Source organism: Bacillus sp. NPDC077027 (assembly GCF_050269555.1).
In the GTDB taxonomy this organism is placed as follows: Bacteria; Bacillota; Bacilli; order Bacillales; family Bacillaceae; genus Bacillus.
In genome coordinates, this window is record NZ_JBNNIO010000002.1 from 229,046 (window position 1) to 247,734 (window position 18,689).

At 39.3% G+C, this 18,689-nt stretch carries 16 protein-coding genes and 1 riboswitch; of the genes, 5 read left to right on the top strand and 11 right to left on the bottom strand.

Features of this window, described 5'->3' with window-relative positions:
- Positions 1-56: 56 nt before the first annotated feature.
- Genes ACQKEZ_RS06785 through ACQKEZ_RS06795 form a run of 3 tightly spaced genes read right to left on the bottom strand, consistent with a single transcriptional unit; the run spans position 57 to position 2,969 of the window.
- Positions 57-872 (bottom strand): ABC transporter ATP-binding protein, encoded by an 816-nt coding sequence (locus ACQKEZ_RS06785; RefSeq protein WP_427299556.1) that lies wholly within the window; start codon positions 870-872, stop codon positions 57-59.
- Positions 873-893: 21 nt separating this feature from the next.
- Complete coding sequence (locus ACQKEZ_RS06790) at positions 894-1,916, bottom strand: FecCD family ABC transporter permease (protein ID WP_427299557.1); 1,023 nt, start codon at positions 1,914-1,916, stop codon at positions 894-896.
- On the bottom strand, positions 1,917-2,969 hold the full coding sequence (locus ACQKEZ_RS06795; RefSeq protein ID WP_427299558.1) for a FecCD family ABC transporter permease: 1,053 nt from the start codon (positions 2,967-2,969) through the stop codon (positions 1,917-1,919).
- 303 nt (positions 2,970-3,272) lie between these two features.
- Here ACQKEZ_RS06795 and ACQKEZ_RS06800 point away from each other — a divergent pair, with 303 nt between their 5' ends.
- Positions 3,273-4,172: an iron-hydroxamate ABC transporter substrate-binding protein gene (locus ACQKEZ_RS06800; protein WP_427300496.1), complete on the top strand. Its 900-nt coding sequence runs from the start codon at positions 3,273-3,275 to the stop codon at positions 4,170-4,172.
- Positions 4,173-4,210: 38 nt separating this feature from the next.
- Here ACQKEZ_RS06800 and ACQKEZ_RS06805 read toward each other — a convergent pair whose 3' ends face one another.
- The 3 genes from ACQKEZ_RS06805 to ACQKEZ_RS06815 form a co-directional block, all read right to left on the bottom strand.
- A complete protein-coding gene (locus tag ACQKEZ_RS06805) occupies positions 4,211-5,617 on the bottom strand; it encodes an amino acid permease (protein WP_427299559.1) in 1,407 nt (468 codons plus the stop codon).
- Between the two features lie 192 nt (positions 5,618-5,809).
- A riboswitch (Lysine riboswitch) is annotated at positions 5,810-5,988 on the bottom strand.
- Positions 5,989-6,109: 121 nt separating this feature from the next.
- Positions 6,110-6,250, bottom strand: a complete 141-nt coding sequence (gene sspJ / locus ACQKEZ_RS06810; protein WP_427299560.1) for a small acid-soluble spore protein SspJ — start codon at positions 6,248-6,250, stop codon at positions 6,110-6,112.
- Positions 6,251-6,338: 88 nt separating this feature from the next.
- Complete coding sequence (locus tag ACQKEZ_RS06815; RefSeq protein WP_427299561.1) at positions 6,339-6,764, bottom strand: MarR family winged helix-turn-helix transcriptional regulator; 426 nt, start codon at positions 6,762-6,764, stop codon at positions 6,339-6,341.
- Positions 6,765-6,934: 170 nt separating this feature from the next.
- On the opposite strand from ACQKEZ_RS06815, the gene ACQKEZ_RS06820 reads away from it, so the two are divergent.
- Both ACQKEZ_RS06820 and ACQKEZ_RS06825 read left to right on the top strand, forming a co-directional pair.
- Positions 6,935-7,426: a metal-dependent hydrolase gene (locus ACQKEZ_RS06820; protein ID WP_427299562.1), complete on the top strand. Its 492-nt coding sequence runs from the start codon at positions 6,935-6,937 to the stop codon at positions 7,424-7,426.
- A 118-nt stretch (positions 7,427-7,544) separates the two neighbouring features.
- Positions 7,545-9,395, top strand: a complete 1,851-nt coding sequence (locus tag ACQKEZ_RS06825) for an LTA synthase family protein (protein WP_427299563.1) — start codon at positions 7,545-7,547, stop codon at positions 9,393-9,395.
- Positions 9,396-9,510: 115 nt separating this feature from the next.
- Here the strand turns inward: ACQKEZ_RS06825 and ACQKEZ_RS06830 are convergent, their stop codons facing one another.
- Positions 9,511-10,425 carry a substrate-binding domain-containing protein gene (locus ACQKEZ_RS06830; protein ID WP_427299564.1) on the bottom strand — a complete coding sequence of 305 codons (915 nt, stop codon included), beginning with the start codon at positions 10,423-10,425 and terminating at the stop codon, positions 9,511-9,513.
- A 120-nt stretch (positions 10,426-10,545) separates the two neighbouring features.
- Here ACQKEZ_RS06830 and modA point away from each other — a divergent pair, with 120 nt between their 5' ends.
- On the top strand, positions 10,546-11,325 hold the full coding sequence (modA, locus tag ACQKEZ_RS06835; protein WP_427299565.1) for a molybdate ABC transporter substrate-binding protein: 780 nt from the start codon (positions 10,546-10,548) through the stop codon (positions 11,323-11,325).
- Between the two features lie 5 nt (positions 11,326-11,330).
- Positions 11,331-11,990: a molybdate ABC transporter permease subunit gene (modB, locus tag ACQKEZ_RS06840; RefSeq protein WP_427299566.1), complete on the top strand. Its 660-nt coding sequence runs from the start codon at positions 11,331-11,333 to the stop codon at positions 11,988-11,990.
- Between the two features lie 53 nt (positions 11,991-12,043).
- Here the strand turns inward: modB and ACQKEZ_RS06845 are convergent, their stop codons facing one another.
- The 4 genes from ACQKEZ_RS06845 to helD form a co-directional block, all read right to left on the bottom strand.
- Positions 12,044-12,889 (bottom strand): aldo/keto reductase, encoded by an 846-nt coding sequence (locus ACQKEZ_RS06845; RefSeq protein WP_427299567.1) that lies wholly within the window; start codon positions 12,887-12,889, stop codon positions 12,044-12,046.
- Positions 12,890-12,957: 68 nt separating this feature from the next.
- On the bottom strand, positions 12,958-13,827 hold the full coding sequence (locus tag ACQKEZ_RS06850; RefSeq protein WP_427299568.1) for an ROK family protein: 870 nt from the start codon (positions 13,825-13,827) through the stop codon (positions 12,958-12,960).
- Between the two features lie 70 nt (positions 13,828-13,897).
- The gene (locus ACQKEZ_RS06855) at positions 13,898-15,913 is read right to left on the bottom strand and encodes a Na+/H+ antiporter (RefSeq protein WP_427299569.1); all 2,016 of its coding nucleotides are present in this window, start codon (positions 15,911-15,913) and stop codon (positions 13,898-13,900) included.
- 360 nt (positions 15,914-16,273) lie between these two features.
- Complete coding sequence (gene helD / locus ACQKEZ_RS06860) at positions 16,274-18,598, bottom strand: RNA polymerase recycling motor HelD (RefSeq protein ID WP_427299570.1); 2,325 nt, start codon at positions 18,596-18,598, stop codon at positions 16,274-16,276.
- Positions 18,599-18,689: the final 91 nt, after the last annotated feature.

Sequence of the window (18,689 nt, forward strand, 5' to 3'; positions counted from 1 at the left end):
AAAAAAAGTAAAATAAAAAACTCGGTATACACACCGAGTTTTTCATGTTCACGTCTCTATACACTGACTGCCTCAAGCTTTCTTTCATGTTCAATTAGATCATAGGTTAAGCAAATTGGCTTACTCGTTCTTGGATCAAGCACAATCTCAGCATCAATGTTGAATACTTGTTTTAACACTTCTGATGTCATGACTTCTTGTGGTGAGCCTTCTTTCATGACCTTCCCTTGATTCAGTGCCACCATATAATGTGAAAATCGGGCTGCATGATTCAAATCATGGATCACCATTAAAACGGTGCGTCCTTGTTCACGGTTTAAGCGATCTAGCAATTGAAGTACTTCTAGTTGGTGAGCAAGGTCTAAATATGTTGTTGGTTCGTCTAAAAGCAATAGCTCTGTTTCCTGAGCGAGAGCCAAAGCAATCCACACTCGTTGACGCTGTCCACCTGATAGGGCTTCAATTGGTCGATCATGAAATGCGACCATCCCTGTTTCCTCAAGTGCCCATTTAATGATACGTTTATCTTCATTTGACAAACGTCCGAACCCATTTTGATGTGGGAAACGCCCATATGAAACAAGCTCATATACAGTTAATCCACTTGGTGCTTCTGGTGATTGTGGCAAGATCGCCATTTGTTTTGAAATCTCTTTCGTTGGCGTTTCATGTATTGCTTTCCCGTTTAAATAGACAGCCCCTCTATCTGATTTCATAATACGAGACATCGTCTTTAAAATTGTCGATTTCCCGCAGCCATTCGGTCCGATAAGTGTCGTCACCTTGCCTTTAGGGATACTGATATTTAAATCCTCTACAATCAGCCGATCACTATAGCCGATGCAAAGTTGTTCTGTTTCGAGCGATTTCATCTGATGTCCTCTCCCTTCTCACTAGTTCGTTTTCATTAATAAATAAATGAAATAAGGTGCACCTAAAGCAGAAACAACAAGTCCAACAGGAACTTCCGATGGAGCTAAGATAACACGTCCGAGCAAATCAGCTAATAAAAGCAGAAATGCACCAATTAAAGCAGAAGCAGGAATCATTCCTTGATGTTTCGGTCCGACGAGTTTTCTTGCTAAATGCGGAGCCGCTAAGCCGAGAAACGATATACTTCCTGCAACAGCAACACTTGCGCCTGCAAGCGCAACTGCGATGATCATCATCAAACTTCTTTCTTTATTAACAGAAATACCCAACCCATATGAAAGCTGATCACCTAGATTCATAATGTTTAAATAGCGTGCTCTAACGATCGCCAATACCATAAAGATCAGCATCCAAGGTAGAATGGATAATACATACGTCCAACTAGATCCCCAAATGCTTCCTGACAGCCATACAATGGCTTGGTTAAAATCATTCGGGCTCATTTTTAATTGAATGACAACGATTACTGCTGAAAATGCTGCGTTGACCCCGATCCCTGTCAAAATGAGACGAACAGGTGTAATTCCTTTTTTCCATGCCAACACATAGATGAGAAATGCCGCAAATCCGGCTCCTATAAATGCAAAAAGCGGTAAAACAAAGATACTAAAATCACCTAAATTTGACATCGTTCCTTGAAATGCGAAAATAAATAGGACGACAGCAAAACCAGCTCCGGCATTGATACCAAGAATCCCTGGATCAGCAAGACCATTTTGTGAAACACCTTGCCAAATGGCACCAGATACTGCGATAGAAGCTCCGACTAAGAGGGCAATGACCATTCGCGGAAGCCTAAATTCAAATAAGACGAGTTCATCCATTTCAGAACCAAAACCAAAAAGTGTTTTGATTGTGTCGAGCGGAGAAATGCGAATTTCTCCTGTATTTAAACTAATTATAAAGACAATGACAATGCCTAAGAAAATCATTAGCATTGTTCGCTTATATTTCTTTTGTTTTGCAAGTTGAACCATTTCCATCTAAATTCCGCTCCTTTCACGTCGTGCTAAGTATAAGAAGAAAGGAACGCCGATGATGGCAGTAATTGCTCCAACTGGTGTCTCAAACGGAGCATTGATTAGTCTTGCAGCAATATCAGCGTATATTAAGAGGACAGCCCCTAAGATTGCTGAACACGGAATAATCCATCTGTAATCAACCCCAACTAAAAAGCGAGTCACGTGCGGAATGACAAGACCTATAAACCCGACTGAGCCAGCTACTGATACTGCGGCACCAGTCATTAGAACGACAGCCAAAATGCCGAAGACCTTCACTGTTTTTGTGTATTGTCCTAGCCCTTTTGCTAAATCATCACCAAGGCTAAGAACAGTGATGGAGCGTGCAAGCACCATTGCCACAATAAGACCAATTACAGCAACAGGAACGATGACTTTCACATTACTCCAATTCACACCTGCCACTCCGCCTGCATACCAAAAGCTCATGTCCTGTGCAACATCGAAACGAATGGCAATAGCAGAAGAAATGGAACTAAGAAGTGCACCGACTGCTGTACCTGCCAATGCCAATTTGACAGGGGTTAACCCTCCTTTAGAAAAGGCTCCAACCCCAAAAACAATTGAAGCACCAAGTGCTGCCCCAACAAATGACCAAAGGATTAAAGAAAAAGAAGTTTGGCCTGGGAAAAAGGCAAATGCGACAGCAATGGCAAATGCTGATCCATTGGTCACACCCATAATTTCAGGAGAAGCCAGTGCATTGCGTGTCATTCCTTGCATGATAGCACCTGATATCGCCAAAAATGCGCCTACAAGTGCAGCTCCAATTGTTCGTGGAAGTCGCAATTCTCGTATGATTTGATGTGATGTACTACTATGATCAAAATGAAAAACAGCTTCCCATACAGTACTTAAATGGATGTTTGCCGCTCCAAGAGAAACTGAAGAAAAAAGACCAAATGCTAATGCAATTATTCCTAAGATGAGAACAGCTGCTGTTCCAAGAGGCTTTGTGACAATTTCAATTGAATCGTCATTGGAATCAGGCTGTCTTTTTGATTGTGCGCCCAAAAGCCATATCTTCCTTTCTGTTTACTTCTATTGTTTTCGTTGATAATGATTATCAATATCGACATCTAGTATATCACTTTCTTCGCCAATTGGAATCCTGTTCTAAGTATTTTTTCGTATTTTTCAGAGAAAGATCATTCTTCTGTATTATTTGACTAGATTTTGACAAAATTACAATGCAATTCTTTTATCATCATGTTACAATTTTACCAACAATGAGAATCATTATCAGTAAAATTATAACTAGGAGCGAACACCTTGAAAAAACAAAATCGGTTTCTATTTCTTTGTTTTGTGGCACTCATGACCTTTGCTACAGCTTGTGGCAATACTTCCAATCAACCATCTACTCAATCAAAGAATGAGGCAACAACCATTACATATAAAGACGCAAAGGGAGAAGTGAATCTTCCTAAATACCCTAAAAAGGTTGTGCTCCTTGCTGAGAGTTACTATGGTGATCTCATCACGGTTGGCATTACACCGATTGCCACAACATCACCCATCTTTAGAAACCCATTTTATAAAGGCAAAACAGATGAGGTGAAAAACCTTGGGAAAACACCTTCTGTTGAAAAGGTCGCGGTACTGAATCCTGATTTAATTATTGCTTGGGCAGAAGATGAGAATTTTGACAAATATAAACAAATCGCCCCAACTGTTGCGATTACATACAATCAATACTCTTTTAAGGATCAATTAAAGGAATTTGGCAAAATGACTGGTCACGAGAAAAAGGCTGATGAATGGATTGAAAATTGGAACGCAAAAATCAAAGAAGTCGAACCAAAAGTGAAAAAATCGGTTGGTAACAAAACCGTTTCTATCGTCTCTCCATATGACAAAGGTATTTATATCTTCGGCAACACGTATGGACGTGGCGGAGAGATCATTTATGACGAATTAAAGCTCAATGCACCAAAGGCAGTGAAAAAAGAAGCGATTGATAGTGGTATCGGTTATGCCAATATTTCTCTTGAAAAACTTCCTGATTTCGCTGGTGATTATATTTTCACTGGTCCATGGAGCGCATCAAAGAACAATGGTGACAATGTATACAATAGCAGCATTTGGAAGTCACTACCCGCCGTGAAAAACAAACAAGTCTTTGAGACTGATCCTATCGGCTATTTCTTCAACGATCCTGTTTCACTAGAAGGTCAACTTGAGTTTATTGTTGAAAAACTAACGACTTCTTCATGAAAAAACGTTTCTCCAGAAATGGAGAAACGTTTTTTTACTTATGATACTTCACTTGAAAACTTTTTAGACATAAACGGATATAGCAATATCCCTACTAAAAACAGTCCGATTCCTAAACCGAATGTTTTTACATCAGCAGTTCCTGATACAATCACCCAAGTTGAATATCCCATTGCAATGAGTGCAATGATCCCGTCTCTTGCGCGATTCCCTTTTTGCATCTCATACGTATCTCCCTTCAATATGACTTTTAGGCAGTAGATAGAAGATACAATATATGGGATCAAATAAGCGAGTGTCGCAGATGTTGTTAGGAACGTAAATGCTTCATTAATTGTACGTGACATGACCGAAAAAATGAACAACTGAGACATCATATTCGTCAACGTCAGCGCAACTACTGGGCTTCCCTTTTTATTCGTTTTAGCAAACACCGCTGGGAAATCACCAGCCTTTGCAGCTTGATACGGTACTTCAGAACCTAACAAAATCCAACCTAACATTGAGCCAAATAGACAAATAATTGCAAGTAATGCCATGACAATGCCACCAGCATTCCCAATAATGAGTTGAAGCACATCCACAAATGGCTTATCTGAGCCCTGGAGTTGGTCATGTGGCAAAACACCCATTGTAATTAACGTAATGATCATATAGATAGAAAGTGCAATGATCAGACCTGTAATGGTTGCACGCTTCACATCCCGCTGTGAAGAAGCTCTTCCAGATAGGATAACGGCAGATTCAATACCGACAAATGCCCATAATGTTGAGATGGCTGCATGATGGACTTGGCCTCCAAGATCAAGTGTTCCTTCTCCCGATAATTCTACAGGAAAATAAAAATGCTCAAACAATGCCGTTTGAAAAGCAAACAGTCCCGCCACAATAAATAGAACGAAACCAAGAACCTTTGAAAAAGTTGTCATAAAGTTCAATTTACTCGCAGCATTTAAGCTTGTGATTAAAATTAAATGCGTTCCCCATAAGAGCAGTGTACACACAATAAAAGTCATAAGCTGTCCTAGTGTGATTGCTTCTTTTCCAAAGGTAAAGACAACTTGCTTTACTGTTAAAATCGGCAAAAAGGTTGTTAAATACCCTGCAAGGCTCGTAATAATGGCAACATTACTAATCCAGCTTGCCACCCAGTAGCCCCACACCATTGTAAATCCAGCAGCTTTCCCTTTTTTGGGATCTTTAAAAAGTGCTCTTGCGTAGCTTTGTGGTCCAGCCGTCAATTCAGGCTTGTGCATAGACAGATGCCCAAATACAAGTGCGATCATAAGTACACCGCCACCTGTCACAAGCCAAGCCATTGTCACGCCTAAAGGACTAGCATTTTGGGCAAGTGTACTTGGCAACATGAAAATGCCTGACCCCACCATATTCCCAACGACAAACGCCGTTAGTAACCAAAATCCCCATTTCTTTGTCTGTTCCATTTCTGTACCTCCGTTTTCATTCACTTTGGACCAGACCCGGCAGTATCTACATTGATATATTGTCAAGCAATTGAATGCAGTTCTTATGTTCATACGAATGGCGAGATGTTCGTAACATACCCTTTTTAAAGTCATTTAGAACATAAAAAAGCCTGAACAAAAGTCCATGCTTTTCAATAACATACACCTTGATCTCCGGATAGCCCTCCGCGTTATCTAAGACGCGGCAGTCCTGCATTTATTCAATGCAGACCCAGCATAAAGAAAGGTGGAGCTTCTCTACACTTCGGCGCTGATGCCTTTTTTCACATGATCATTGATCCCATCTCTCCCATGTGTGACTCATCATCCGCGCAACCTCTACCTCACTGAGACATAGCGTGAGGATTTCTATTCATTTTTACTACACGAAGGTTACCAAACATTCACTGATCTGTCAAAGGGAAATCATAGTAAAAGGCAGAGATTTTTCACTCTGCCTGTTCTTAATGACTATTTGTTGTTTTTCTTTTTTTGTACCGCTTCTTGAAGTGGGTCTCCGGCTAGTTCTTTACTCGCTTCCTCTAGCAATTGATTCACTTCTTTATGTTCCTTTTCACTTTTAGCTTTTTTATCTTTTTGAAAGAATGACAAGTCAATTCACCCCTTTTTCTTGATTGGAATTGCCTTTATAATGTGTGCGTTGAATCCATTCTTTATACAAAGCAGACGAAATACATCATCAATCCTGAAAGGTTTCCCTCATCTTTTGCAAATAATGAAGGAAGTTCTTTAAATCTTGCTCTGAAAAATCTGCCATCATATGTTGCACGACCTTACCAAAAAGATAGGTGTGCTTCTCATAGATAGCAACTCCTTTTTCCGTTGCCTCTAGACGAACGACGGACTGATCCTCTGTATCTCTTTCCCTTTGGATATACCCATGTTCACATAGCTTGTTTAAGGCAATGGATGCCGCACCTGGATTTAAGGAAAGTCTTTGCTTCAAGTCCTCTGCATTCGTCACTTTACCTTGAATCAACATGGAGAGTGCATAAATTTGTGGCGGAGTGATATCTTTTTCTAATTCAAGTAACTTACGATTCAACTTCCTACTGACTTCATAATGTACAAGAACGATTTCTTTTAATAATTCAGCATTGCTCATCCCAATCGCATCCTTATTGTTAATGTCAAAATCCTCATTTTTTATTATAGTTTTTTTTTCCATATAACCAAAGTGTTTTATGTTATTCTTTAGTGAAATAAGCCTTGCTGAAACAATCAAGCCTTGTTATAGTGTTAATTTGGACTATTGATAGAACAGGAGTACGCATCATGACAGGAAAAACACATATCATGGGTGGGATTGCTGCTTGTACAGCAGTTTCGTATTACTATGGATTAGATCCAATAATTGCTACATCTTCTGGCGCAATTGGTGCATTGATCCCAGATTTATGTCATACGAAAAGCAAAATCGGCAGAAAATTCCCTCTGTTATCATCACTCATTAGCAGCGTATTCGGTCATCGTACATTTACGCATAGTTTATTGTTTATGCTCATCATTTATTTCATCGCTACGACATACATTCCCAGTGATAACTTAAAGATAGGTTTACTAGTTGGGATGGCAAGTCATCTATTGCTTGATGCCGCAACAGTCAATGGCATTAAATTATTGTTTCCTGCCACTTTGAAAGTACGACTTCCTCTTTATGTGAAAACAGGTAGTGCAGGTGAACAAGCTGTTTTAGCAGCACTCACAATCGTGACGTTTTACTACATCGCATCATTATGCGGTCTTCCCATTCCATTCCACTCTTAACAAAGAGTTTTAACAAAAAACAAGATATGATTTGATCAATGAGCAATTTTTTAGTAGTTTTAAGTTAAGCGCTTTTTTTGAAATACAGGCTGATTTTCGATGATGAGGAGCTACATAGATGAAAGACTTTTTCAAAGACCGGTGGTTTTTAGTGTACTCCATCCTCTTTATGTGGATGAAAACATACATCATTTATAAGTTTGGTTTCAACATTCGAACAGCCCATTTGTTTCATGAATGGCTACTATTTGTGAATCCGCTCAGCTTTTTGCTTCCTCTGTTCGGCATCGCACTTTTTTTAAATGAAGCCAAACAAAAGGTTTTTTTATTGACGACAAATTTTGCTTTAACGGCGATATTGATTTCAAACACAATTTTTTACGGCTTTTATATTGATTTTATTACGATACCTGTTTTATTTCAGGCAAAAAATATGGGTGATATGGGCAGCAGTATTACGGAATTGTTCCATCCCCTCTTCTTGTTGGTACTAATTGATTTTGTTTGTTTATTTTGGCTCCTTAGACGAAGAACACTGAAGTCGAGAGCCTCCAAACGTACGATCAAAACATATTATGCGGTGTGTTGCGGCTTTCTCATTTTTCATTTTGGTGCCGCTACCATTGATCACCCGCGCTTTTTAACAAGCTCCTATGACCGAGAAGTCATTGTTCGGAACTTAGGGCTATTTCAGTTTCACATTTATGATGGCATCGCTCAAACGGCCCGAATCGGTCAAAAAGCATTTGCGGATGAAGACACACTGTCAACTGTAGCAAACTATACAAATGCAGATTTCAGTGCGCCAAACGAAAACTACTTCGGTCTTGCCAAAGGAAGAAATGTCGTATTTATCTCCTTAGAATCAACACAACATTTTGTCGTTGATCGGAAGATAAATGGAGAAGAAATCACGCCTTTTCTAAATCAACTCATTCAAAAAAGCTATTACTTTGATGAATTTTATCAACAGACAGAGCAAGGAAAAACGTCAGATTCTGAATTTATTGTGGCCAATTCTCTTTATCCGTCTAGCAGTGGCGCTGTCTTTTTTACCGCAAGTGACAATGACTATGATACATTATATAAACAGTTAAAAACGGAAGATTATCAATCAGTACAATTTCATGCAAACAACAAAACATTTTGGAATCGCGATGTGATGTATCAATCATTTGGAATTGATCGTTTTTATGATGTTGATTCTTTTACTGTGAACGAAAAAAATTCGACTGGTTGGGGTTTAAAGGATGCGGCATTTTTTGATCAATCGGTAGATTACTTAAAGAAGCTAAAGTCACCTTATTACAGTTCTTTCATTACGCTCACAAACCATTTTCCGTTTGAAATTGATGAGAAGGATCAGCTCATTGACCAATTCGATTCAAACAGTGACATTTTGAACAGGTATGTAACCACAGTGCGCTATCAAGATGAAGCAATTAAACAGTTCTTTAAGCGACTGAAAGAAGAAGGACTTTACGACAACACAATGTTTGTCCTGATGGGCGACCATTATGGGATTTCAGAGGCACACAATGATGCAATGGCACAGCTGTTAGATCAAGAGGAAATCACACCGTTTGATTCTGTTAAACTTCAGCGTGTTCCCTTCGTCATTTACATCCCAGGTGTAACCGATCAAGCACCTAAACGGATGTCAGATACTGCGGGTCAAATGGATGTCAAACCTACATTGCTTCATTTATTAGGAATCAATACGAAAGGTTCCATTCAATTTGGAAATGATCTTTTCTCAAACGAACGAACGCCATTTACAGTGCTTCGAAATGGTAATTTCATCACTAACAATTATCTTTATACAAAAAACACTTGCTATGACAAGAATACAGGTGAACCTGTCAAAGACGATCTTGTCTGTCAGCCATATATCGAAAAAGCGAATAATGAATTATCCCTATCAGATAAAGTCATTAACGGCAATTTGCTTCGCTTTTATCAAAAATAAAAACCACCCATGATGGAGTGTCCTTAAAGGTTAGATACATTTCTAACAATAGGAGGCACTTCAATGGGTGGTTTTTCACTTTAGGTGTGACAAAAGAATGGACAGTCCACTGGATTTATTCCGATTCTTCAATAACAGTACCAGATTGACTGATATCGTATCCTTCCATCGCTTGAAACATTTGAATGAAGAACTCGCTTTTTAGTATTCGCTTGACCGTTTTAATTAAGTTTAGTGTATGATCCTTTTTTAAAATGAGTACGTCGTATTGCTCTTCAATCATCGGAATAAATTCAATATCTGCCAATTTTGCTGCCTGTAACGTTCCAACCCCGACATCTGCTTGATTTGCAGCTACAGCCGCTGCAATAGCATGATGACTTGTCGCCACCTGATCGTATCCATTGATCGCTGTAAATGTAGCCCCTATTTCTTTTAACTTTTCATCAAGTAGCACTCTAGCGCCTGCACCAATTTCTCGATTAACGATTCGAATTTCTGGCCGAAGCATATCCTTCCATCCCATGATATTTTTCGGATTTCCCTTTTGAACATAAAGACCAGCTGTTCGCCTAACAACATGAATCAAACAATAACGCTGTCCAGTGAGTACCCTTTTGACATATGGGACATTATACGTTTTGGTATCGTGATCATATAAATGGAGACCCACAATATCCCCTTTTCCGTGAAAGAGCTCCACCAAATTCGTTAAACTTCCACTATACTTCCGCAATGGGGGCACAGTTAGCTCATCTTCCAATAAACGTGAAAGCATGTCCATTGATACGTCTTGTCCACTAATGACTAGCGAATGTGGTGCAGAAGACTGAGTTACCTCTTGTTTGACAGGTGGTGTCGTTTTCATCTTCATTTTATATGTGAATAGATCCGCTTCATCCACCCGCATTTGGCGTCCAACACGATATGCCGTAAGCGTCCCTTTTTTAATTAAATCGTAAACCGTCAGCTTTGAGACTTTTAGAAGGTCAGCGAGTTCTTCAATTGTATAAGATGTTTCTTGTCTCATGTGCCCCCTCCTCTATCTCCTATTATACTGTGTCTTTTTTTATAAAAACCAATGAAAATTGAAATAGGCTTTATTATAATAAGTGATATATAGTTATAACTAATAATAAGAGGTGTAAAGATGAATCGTTTTTTTATCGTATTAATCACCATTCTTTTATTACTTGCTGGCTGTCAAGCAGGAACGAAACAAGATTCGGCTTCAAGCAAAAAGACCGAGCTCATCATATCAGCAGCCGCTAGTTTACAAGATGCTTTAAAAGAAATTGAAACAACCTATAAGGACAAGCACCCTAACATTCAATTCATAAATAACTTCGGGTCATCAGGCGCACTACAGCAACAACTAGCTCAAGGAGCAAATGCAGACTTATTTTTCTCAGCAGCTGAAGAACCTTTCGATGCACTAGTCAAATCAGGAGAGATCAATCAGGATCATACGATTGATTTAATAGGGAACGAGATTGTCCTCATCGTTCCGAAAAAAAGCACGTCATCCATCAAAAGCTTTGAAGATTTAAAAAACAGTCAAGGGAAGATTGCTCTAGGTACACCAGAGTCCGTTCCTGCTGGTACATATGGAAAAGAAGTGCTAACAAAGATGAAATTATGGAATCAAGTAAGGAATAAAGCGGTTTATGGAAAAGATGTACGTCAAGTGCTAAGTTATGTCGAGACCGGTAATGTAGATGCTGGAATTGTGTATAAAACAGACACACTTGTTTCAAAAAAAGTCGACATTGTAGACAAGGCAAATACTGATACGCATTCTCCTATCGTGTACCCGCTTGGTATCATCAAATCAACTAAGCATTTAAAGGAAACAAAGGCTTTCTATGAGTACCTCCAATCTGATGAGGCAGTCACCGTCTTCAAAAAATACGGCTTCCAAATTAGGTGAAACACATGACGACTGAAGAATTTTTCGATCCAATTTGGCTTTCCGTCCAAATTGCAGCTGCAAGTGGTACATTAGCGATTATCCTTGGCACAGTAGCAGGATATTGGATGTCAAGGACTTTCTTTAAAGGGAAGGTCATTGTAGAGACACTTTTTATGATGCCACTCGTTCTTCCGCCAACGGTTGTTGGTTTTTTATTATTGATCATCTTTGGGAAACATAGCCTCATCGGAAAAGCCATTGAATGGCTCTTTCATCAGCCAGTGATTTTCACATGGTGGGCAGCCGTCATCGCCTCCACCATTGTCGCATTTCCGCTCATGTACCAATCAGCTAAAGCAGGATTTTCAACCATTGATACAGATATAGAAGGTGCAGCAAAGGTAGATGGTGCCAGTCAGTTACAAGTCTTTGTATTCATCACCATCCCCTTAGCAATCTCTGCCCTGCTTTCCGGTGCCGTACTCAGCATCGCCAGAGCCCTAGGAGAATTTGGCGCAACCTTGATGTTTGCAGGCAATATTCCTGGGAAAACACAAACACTCCCAACCGCTATATATGTTGCCATCGACTCCGGCCGAATGGAGCTCGCATGGACATGGACCATTTGCATTGTCATTCTATCCTTTCTCATGCTGCTTGCTGTACGTGCTCGTCACGTGTAGAGTATTAAAAAACCCCCTGTGCCTGTGAAGGTAAGGGGGTTCCATTTATGCTTTTACTCGAATCCATTCGTCACTGAATCTGGATGAGAACCGACTCTTTCGTTGTTGTTGAGTGCATTGATTTTTTCGATATCTTCTTGCGTCAACTCGAAATCGAAAATATCTGCATTTTGAATAATACGTTCTTCATTAATTGATTTTGGAATGGTGACAACATCACTTTGCAGATCCCAGCGTAAAATGACCTGAGCAACCGACTTCTTATGGCGTTCTGCAATTTCTTTTAACACGTCATGATCTAATAGTTTCCCTTGCATTAATGGTGACCACGCTTCAATTTGAATCCCTTTTTCTTTTGCATACTCACGAAGCTCTGTTAATGTCAACTTCGGATGGAATTCTACTTGATTGACAGCTGGAACGACTTCAGCATCTTTTAATAGTTCCTCTAAGTGATGAATATAGAAGTTGCTAACACCAATTGCTCTGACTTTTCCATCTTTATAAAGCTTTTCAAGTGCTCGCCATGTTTCTTTATACGTAGCAGCATTTGGTCCTGGCCAATGAATTAAGTATAGGTCTAAGTAGTCCAGACCTAATCTGTTTAAGCTTGCATCAAAAGCGGCTAGTGCCTGATCGTATCCTTGATCACTATTCCACACTTTCGATGTAATAAACAATTCCTCTCTAGCTACACCTGATTCTTTAATCGCTTTCCCAACGCCTGTCTCATTTTTATAAACGGCTGCCGTATCAATGCTACGGTACCCATTTTTTATGGCTGCTTTTACGGCTTCAACGACTTGATCGCCATCCTCGACTTTAAATACACCAAGACCAAACCAAGGCATTTCTACTCCGTTATTTAATGTAACGGTATCTTTCAAGCTTTTTACCATTTCACCAACCACCTTTTCGTAGATTCTATCCTTTTGATTATCTCACGTTGATCAGGAAATCTCTAATTTCAAACTCTCACCTTAGCTTCCATAGCTAGTGCTAAAGCGCCTGTCATTCCTGCTTTATCCTCTAGTCCAGGCGATACGATATAAGTTTCTAGCGCTGGTAGCTCTGTATACTCATTCAAATAAAATGCTAGTTTTTCACGGATCAGCGGGAATAACTGTTTTTGCTTCATCACGCCACCACCCATAATAATTCGCTCTGGGCTTAAAATCAGCGTATATTGCATCAAAGCTTGTGCAAGATAGTCCGCCTCAAGCTCCCAAACTGCTTGCTTGTCCACTAACTCTTTCGCTGGTGTTCCCCATCTTTTTTCAATCGCCGGTCCAGAGGCTAAACCTTCTAAACACGCTCCATGATACGGGCAAACCCCGTCAAACGAATCTTTCTCATTTTTTCTGACGAGAATATGTCCCATCTCAGGGTGTGAATGGCCATGAAGCAATTCTCCTCTTACCACTGCACCAGCACCAATCCCAGTTCCAACCGTGATGTATAAACAGCTATTTAAACCTTGAGCGGCACCTTTTTTCAGCTCACCTAACGCAGCTGCATTCACGTCTGTTGTGAAAGATACCTGTACGCCTAGTCCTTTTTCTAGTTTAGGAATGAACGGGTAGTTCTTCCAAGCCGTTTTCGGTGTGTTCATAATGTAACCATAGTGTGGATCACCTTTTGTCACACAGATCGGGCCAAAGGACCCAACCCCCATTGCCTCAATTTCATATTTTTTAAAGAATGGAATGAGTTTTTCAAGTGTATCCTCAGGATGTTCTGTCGCTATCGTTAATTCATCAATGATGTCTCCATGTTCATTGCCTATTGCGCAGCAAAACTTTGTACCTCCCGCTTCAATTCCCCCATAATATGCCATCCTTTATCTCCTTCACCCTTATTTTTCGATCATACTTCCATCTTAAAACACGGGTGCGTAGATGACAATATTAGTTGTTATCAAGCAACACTGCTTCCATATCATTGGTATATTCTCTTAGATGATGTGCAATATCGCGGTTGATTTCACCTTTTTCATATAATGTTTGTACTTCATTTCGAATCGATTGAACCGCTTGAAAGTTCAACTCCTTCTTCTTTCTGTCAAACATACGATCTCTTTGTTTAAAGAAGGAAGGACCGTGTTCACATCTAAAAATGACTTGATTATAAAAGCCAATCACTTGATGACATGTTTGCTGATTGTCATCTGTCATATGTTTCTTAATTGATTCAACTGCCGATTCGGCTGTTTCCTTTCGAATTTGCTTATAAGATTGTTCGTTCTCTAAAATTCCGCTTGATACGTGCTGATTTGGTCGCCATAATTGGAGCCACTGAAGCAATCGCAAAAATTTCACTTTAGAAAAACGAATTTTAAACGAGTTGGAATAAAGCATTTCAAGCTCATGGAAGCGTTCTTGAAGTTCATATGCTTCTTCTATATTTATTTTTTCTTCATCAATTAATTGCTGGAGTTTCAGTTGTTCCGCTTTTATCCCATGAAGCCGAATTTTTCTTTCTTGCTTTTTCATGCCAAACTGATAAGGCTCACGCTGAATGTTTCTTAGCTTTTGACGATAATCGTTAATAACAGCGAGCGTCACTTCACTATTTTCAGCATTCATTCCTTCTTTTAAAGTTTTAATTGCACTTCTAAACAACTTACGTTTTGCATGTTGTATTTTTGTTTCCATATCCATATCTGCTTTTTTATCTTTTTTCTCTGAAAGCAATGGTAATAAAATACTCGCCATGACAAGCGTCAATAAAATAACACCTGCCGCTAGAAAAATAATTAAATGACGCTCAGGAAAAGGTGAGCCATTATCAAGTGCAAATGGGATGGAAAACGCACCTGCTAAGGTAACAGCTCCTCGTACACCCGAAAAGGTCATCAACAAGGATGCTCTTAGTTTTGGTTTTTTCACATTTTTCTTCTTGGTGATATTCCATTTTCCAGCCCAGAATAACCACACCCATAAAAAGCGAAGTACCATTAAGCAAAGGGTAATGGCTATAATGTATCCAAGCACCTGCAGGTTATTGAATGCTTCATCCTTGAAAATGACCGTTGCCACATCAGGGATTTGTAAGCCGAGTATCACGAAAACCAGTCCATTTAAAATAAACAAAATAATACTCCACGTATTTGAAGATGCGATTTGGAGTTTTGCTAAATTTGCTTCCATTCGATCCTTTTCTATTGCATGAGTAACTCCACCTGCCACAACGGCTAAAATGCCTGATACCCCAATCTCTTCCGCAGCTAAATAAATAACGAATGGGGTGAGGATTTGGAGGATAATATGCATCGTGACGTCATCCATACCTAACCGACGAAGGAAAAATCGAAAACGAATAATAAAAAAGGAAAGTATAAATCCAGTTAACAAGCCACCAATCGCAATGATGACAAAGCTGAAGGATGCCTCTGCGATAGAAAATGCTCCAGTTACTGTCGCTGCAATGGCAAACTTAAAAGCAACAAGACCCGACGCATCATTCATCAGCCCTTCGCCTTCTAATAGCCTCATAATTCCTTTTGGCATGTTCACTCGGCTTGATAGTGCACTAACAGCAACAACATCTGTTGGTGATAAAATAGCCGCTAGTGCAAATGCTGCAGGAAGAGGAATGCTTGGAATCATCCAGTGAATCGTATAGCCTGCCACAATTACTGTTGCAAACACCAATCCAAGCGCAAGAAGTAAAATGGGTGCTCTTAGCTTCCAAAGTTCATCCCTAGGTGTTCGTTTTCCGTCATTAAATAGCAACGGGGCGATAAATAAAACAAAAAACAGTTCAGGATTTAGTGAAATATGCAAACCTGATGGAAAGGCTGCAATCAAGATTCCAAGTCCAACCTGAATTAATGGGACTGGAATAAATGGTACGAATCGATTGATAATATTAGATGATGCAATAAGTGCTAGTAGCACTAGCACCGCTAAAAAAATCTCCACTGCTTCAAAACCTCCTGTGTCTAGTAATAGAGTGACCCTTTTCTCATGGTTAGACTGATTGAAACGTTTTGGTGTTTTTTAATATGAATGACTTAAATATCATCAAAAAAGGAAATTTGACCACACGCATAAAAAATCCTCAGTATCAATAAATATTTTCCTCTTCACAGTATTCCGCAAAACTGCTTCAGCATCCACTCACATCATAAATAGGCTGAATACAGTTATTCAGCCAAATTGATTAAGAAGTCGTACACCATGCATGATCCCTGTCCATATATATCGACAGGGGTATTTTCTTTTTATTTTACACTAAGATATGAGCATTTGAACATTCATTAGCTCTTAGTATTACTTTTTTTATTCATAAAATGATTGATAACATGTTGTTGGGATTTTTGCTAAAAATGGGCTCATTTCACCGTTTACGCATACATACAACTCATGCATTGCTCTCGTACAAGCAGTGTACAACAGTTTGCGATCATGTTCGTTAATATATAACTCCCTTGACCCATTTGCAATAATGACCGCATCAAATTCAATGCCCTTTGCCAAATAAATAGGGATGACGCACACACCTGTTTCGAACGGAGTCGTTTCATCATGAATCAGTTTTAATTTTACATATTGATTGAGCATTGCATGGAGCTGTCTGCACTCCTCTGCTGTTTGACAAATGACAGCGATGGTCGACACATTCTTTTTTTCCAAAGAACTGAACATGTCCAGCAAGGTTTGTTTGTAATGATTACTGTTAGTTACTAACTGTATAACCGGTTTTTCACCTAACCGCTGAAAGGGTTCAATACGGTCTGCCTCCGAACGATCAAGAAGATGCTTTGTAAACTCAACAATCGGTTTTGTCGAACGATATGTCTTTGACAAAGTAAAATAGGTCGCATCACCATCAATGCTTGCAAGTATTGGCTCCTCTTGCTCTATAGCATGTGCATAAATGGACTGATTCACATCTCCAAGTAGCGTCATCTTGCTTTTGGGATAAACCGCTTGAATGAGTGCAAGCTGAAATGGCGAATAATCCTGTACTTCGTCAATCAGCACATGTTGAATCATTCGGTTTTGCACATTTCCCTTTATCATCCCTTGTAAATACAAATAAGGGGCTGCGTCCTCATAGGGCATCAAACCTTTCACCATATATCGCTTTGTTTGCTTGAAAATAGCATCCCAGTCATCTGGAGCATCCCTTAAACTCCAATCCGAAAGAAAGTTCACATACACGCCCTTCATGTGGACAAACTCAAGTTTTTCAATCGCATCTCGTAGTGGCTTAAATGCTTTTCTGACAATGACCGCTTCGATCACACGCTTTTCCCTTGTATAATCATCAAATGTATTTTGATCAAATTGACGCTTTTTTTGAAGCTTTTGATATACCTTGATATATACCTGCGGATCTAGCAATTCGCTTGTTTCTGTCACCCAGCTTCGCTTTCTTTCGATCTTTTCAAAATGGTCCAGTTTCTTGTGCAACCAATGTTTAGTTTGCTCTAAACGGTCTGGAATGGAGCTCTTTAGATCCAGTGAATAAAAATAGGACAGAATGTCTTCTTTTTCAATGAGCAACCGACCTTTGAATTTAATGCGTTTAAATTGCATTCCTTCATTAGATAAATGATCAATAAACCGATCAACGTCTTGCTTAAATGCAAGAGATCCCTTATATTGGATTCCCCTTATTCGAAGTTGCTTCACTGGTAAATCATCGTTTTTCAAACAGAATTCAAGCTGATGAAAGGGCGTTTCACAACGAAAATCTCCGTCTAGTTTTTGTTCGATGTATTCCTGGAAGGTTAGCTGCTTCATATTTTCTTCTCCAAGCTCAGGCAATACAGTGGCAATATAACTGTTAAACAACTGATTTGGTGTAAAGAGCACGATCTCGTCTGCACGCAGTGTTTCTCGATGTGTATAAAGCATATAAGCAACCCTTTGCAGAGCCGCAGATGTTTTACCGCTACCAGACGCACCTTGCACGATTAAAAGTGGACTTTTCTGTTCACGAATGATCAGATTTTGTTCACGTTGAATCGTTGATACAATGTTTTTCATCTGTGTATCTGCCGCTCCACTTAAAACAGTTTGCAGCATTTCATCCCCAATCGTTAATTCTGTATCAAACATCGCATCAAGCTGCCCATTTTTAATCAAAAATTGTCTTTTTAATGTCAATTCACCGTGAATGACCGCTTCCTCTGTTTCGTAAGCGGCTCTCCCAAGTGTATGCTCATAATAAAGACTGGAAATAGGTGCTCGCCAGTCATAAACGAGAAAATGCTCCTCTTTTTCATCCATCAGTGAATGAATGCCAATATACACTTGTTCAGCTGCCAGTGCTCCTTTTTCAAGGAAATCAATCCTTCCAAAATACGGAATAAGCTCTTGTTTCTCCAACTTTTTGAGCTGTTTTGCTAGCTGTTTTTGTGTTCTCTCTCTTTCTGATAAAATCTCTCCTTGCTGTTTGATACTGGACATCGTTTCTGCGGCTTCCTCTGGATGATCAACATTGATTTTCACATCATCAAAAAAACCTTTTCGTAAATGTAAAATATCAGCAGAGATGTTTGTCATTTGCTGATTGACTGATTTCTTTTGTTTTCGAACATTTTCTAACGTGTAATGAAGGTACAACATTTCTACTGACTTATCTGATTTCGCCATATAAAGCCTCCTGCATATTAAGATTTGACAAACAGAAGAATACAGTGTATAATAAAATTGGATAGATATATACTTACGAAAAAATATATAG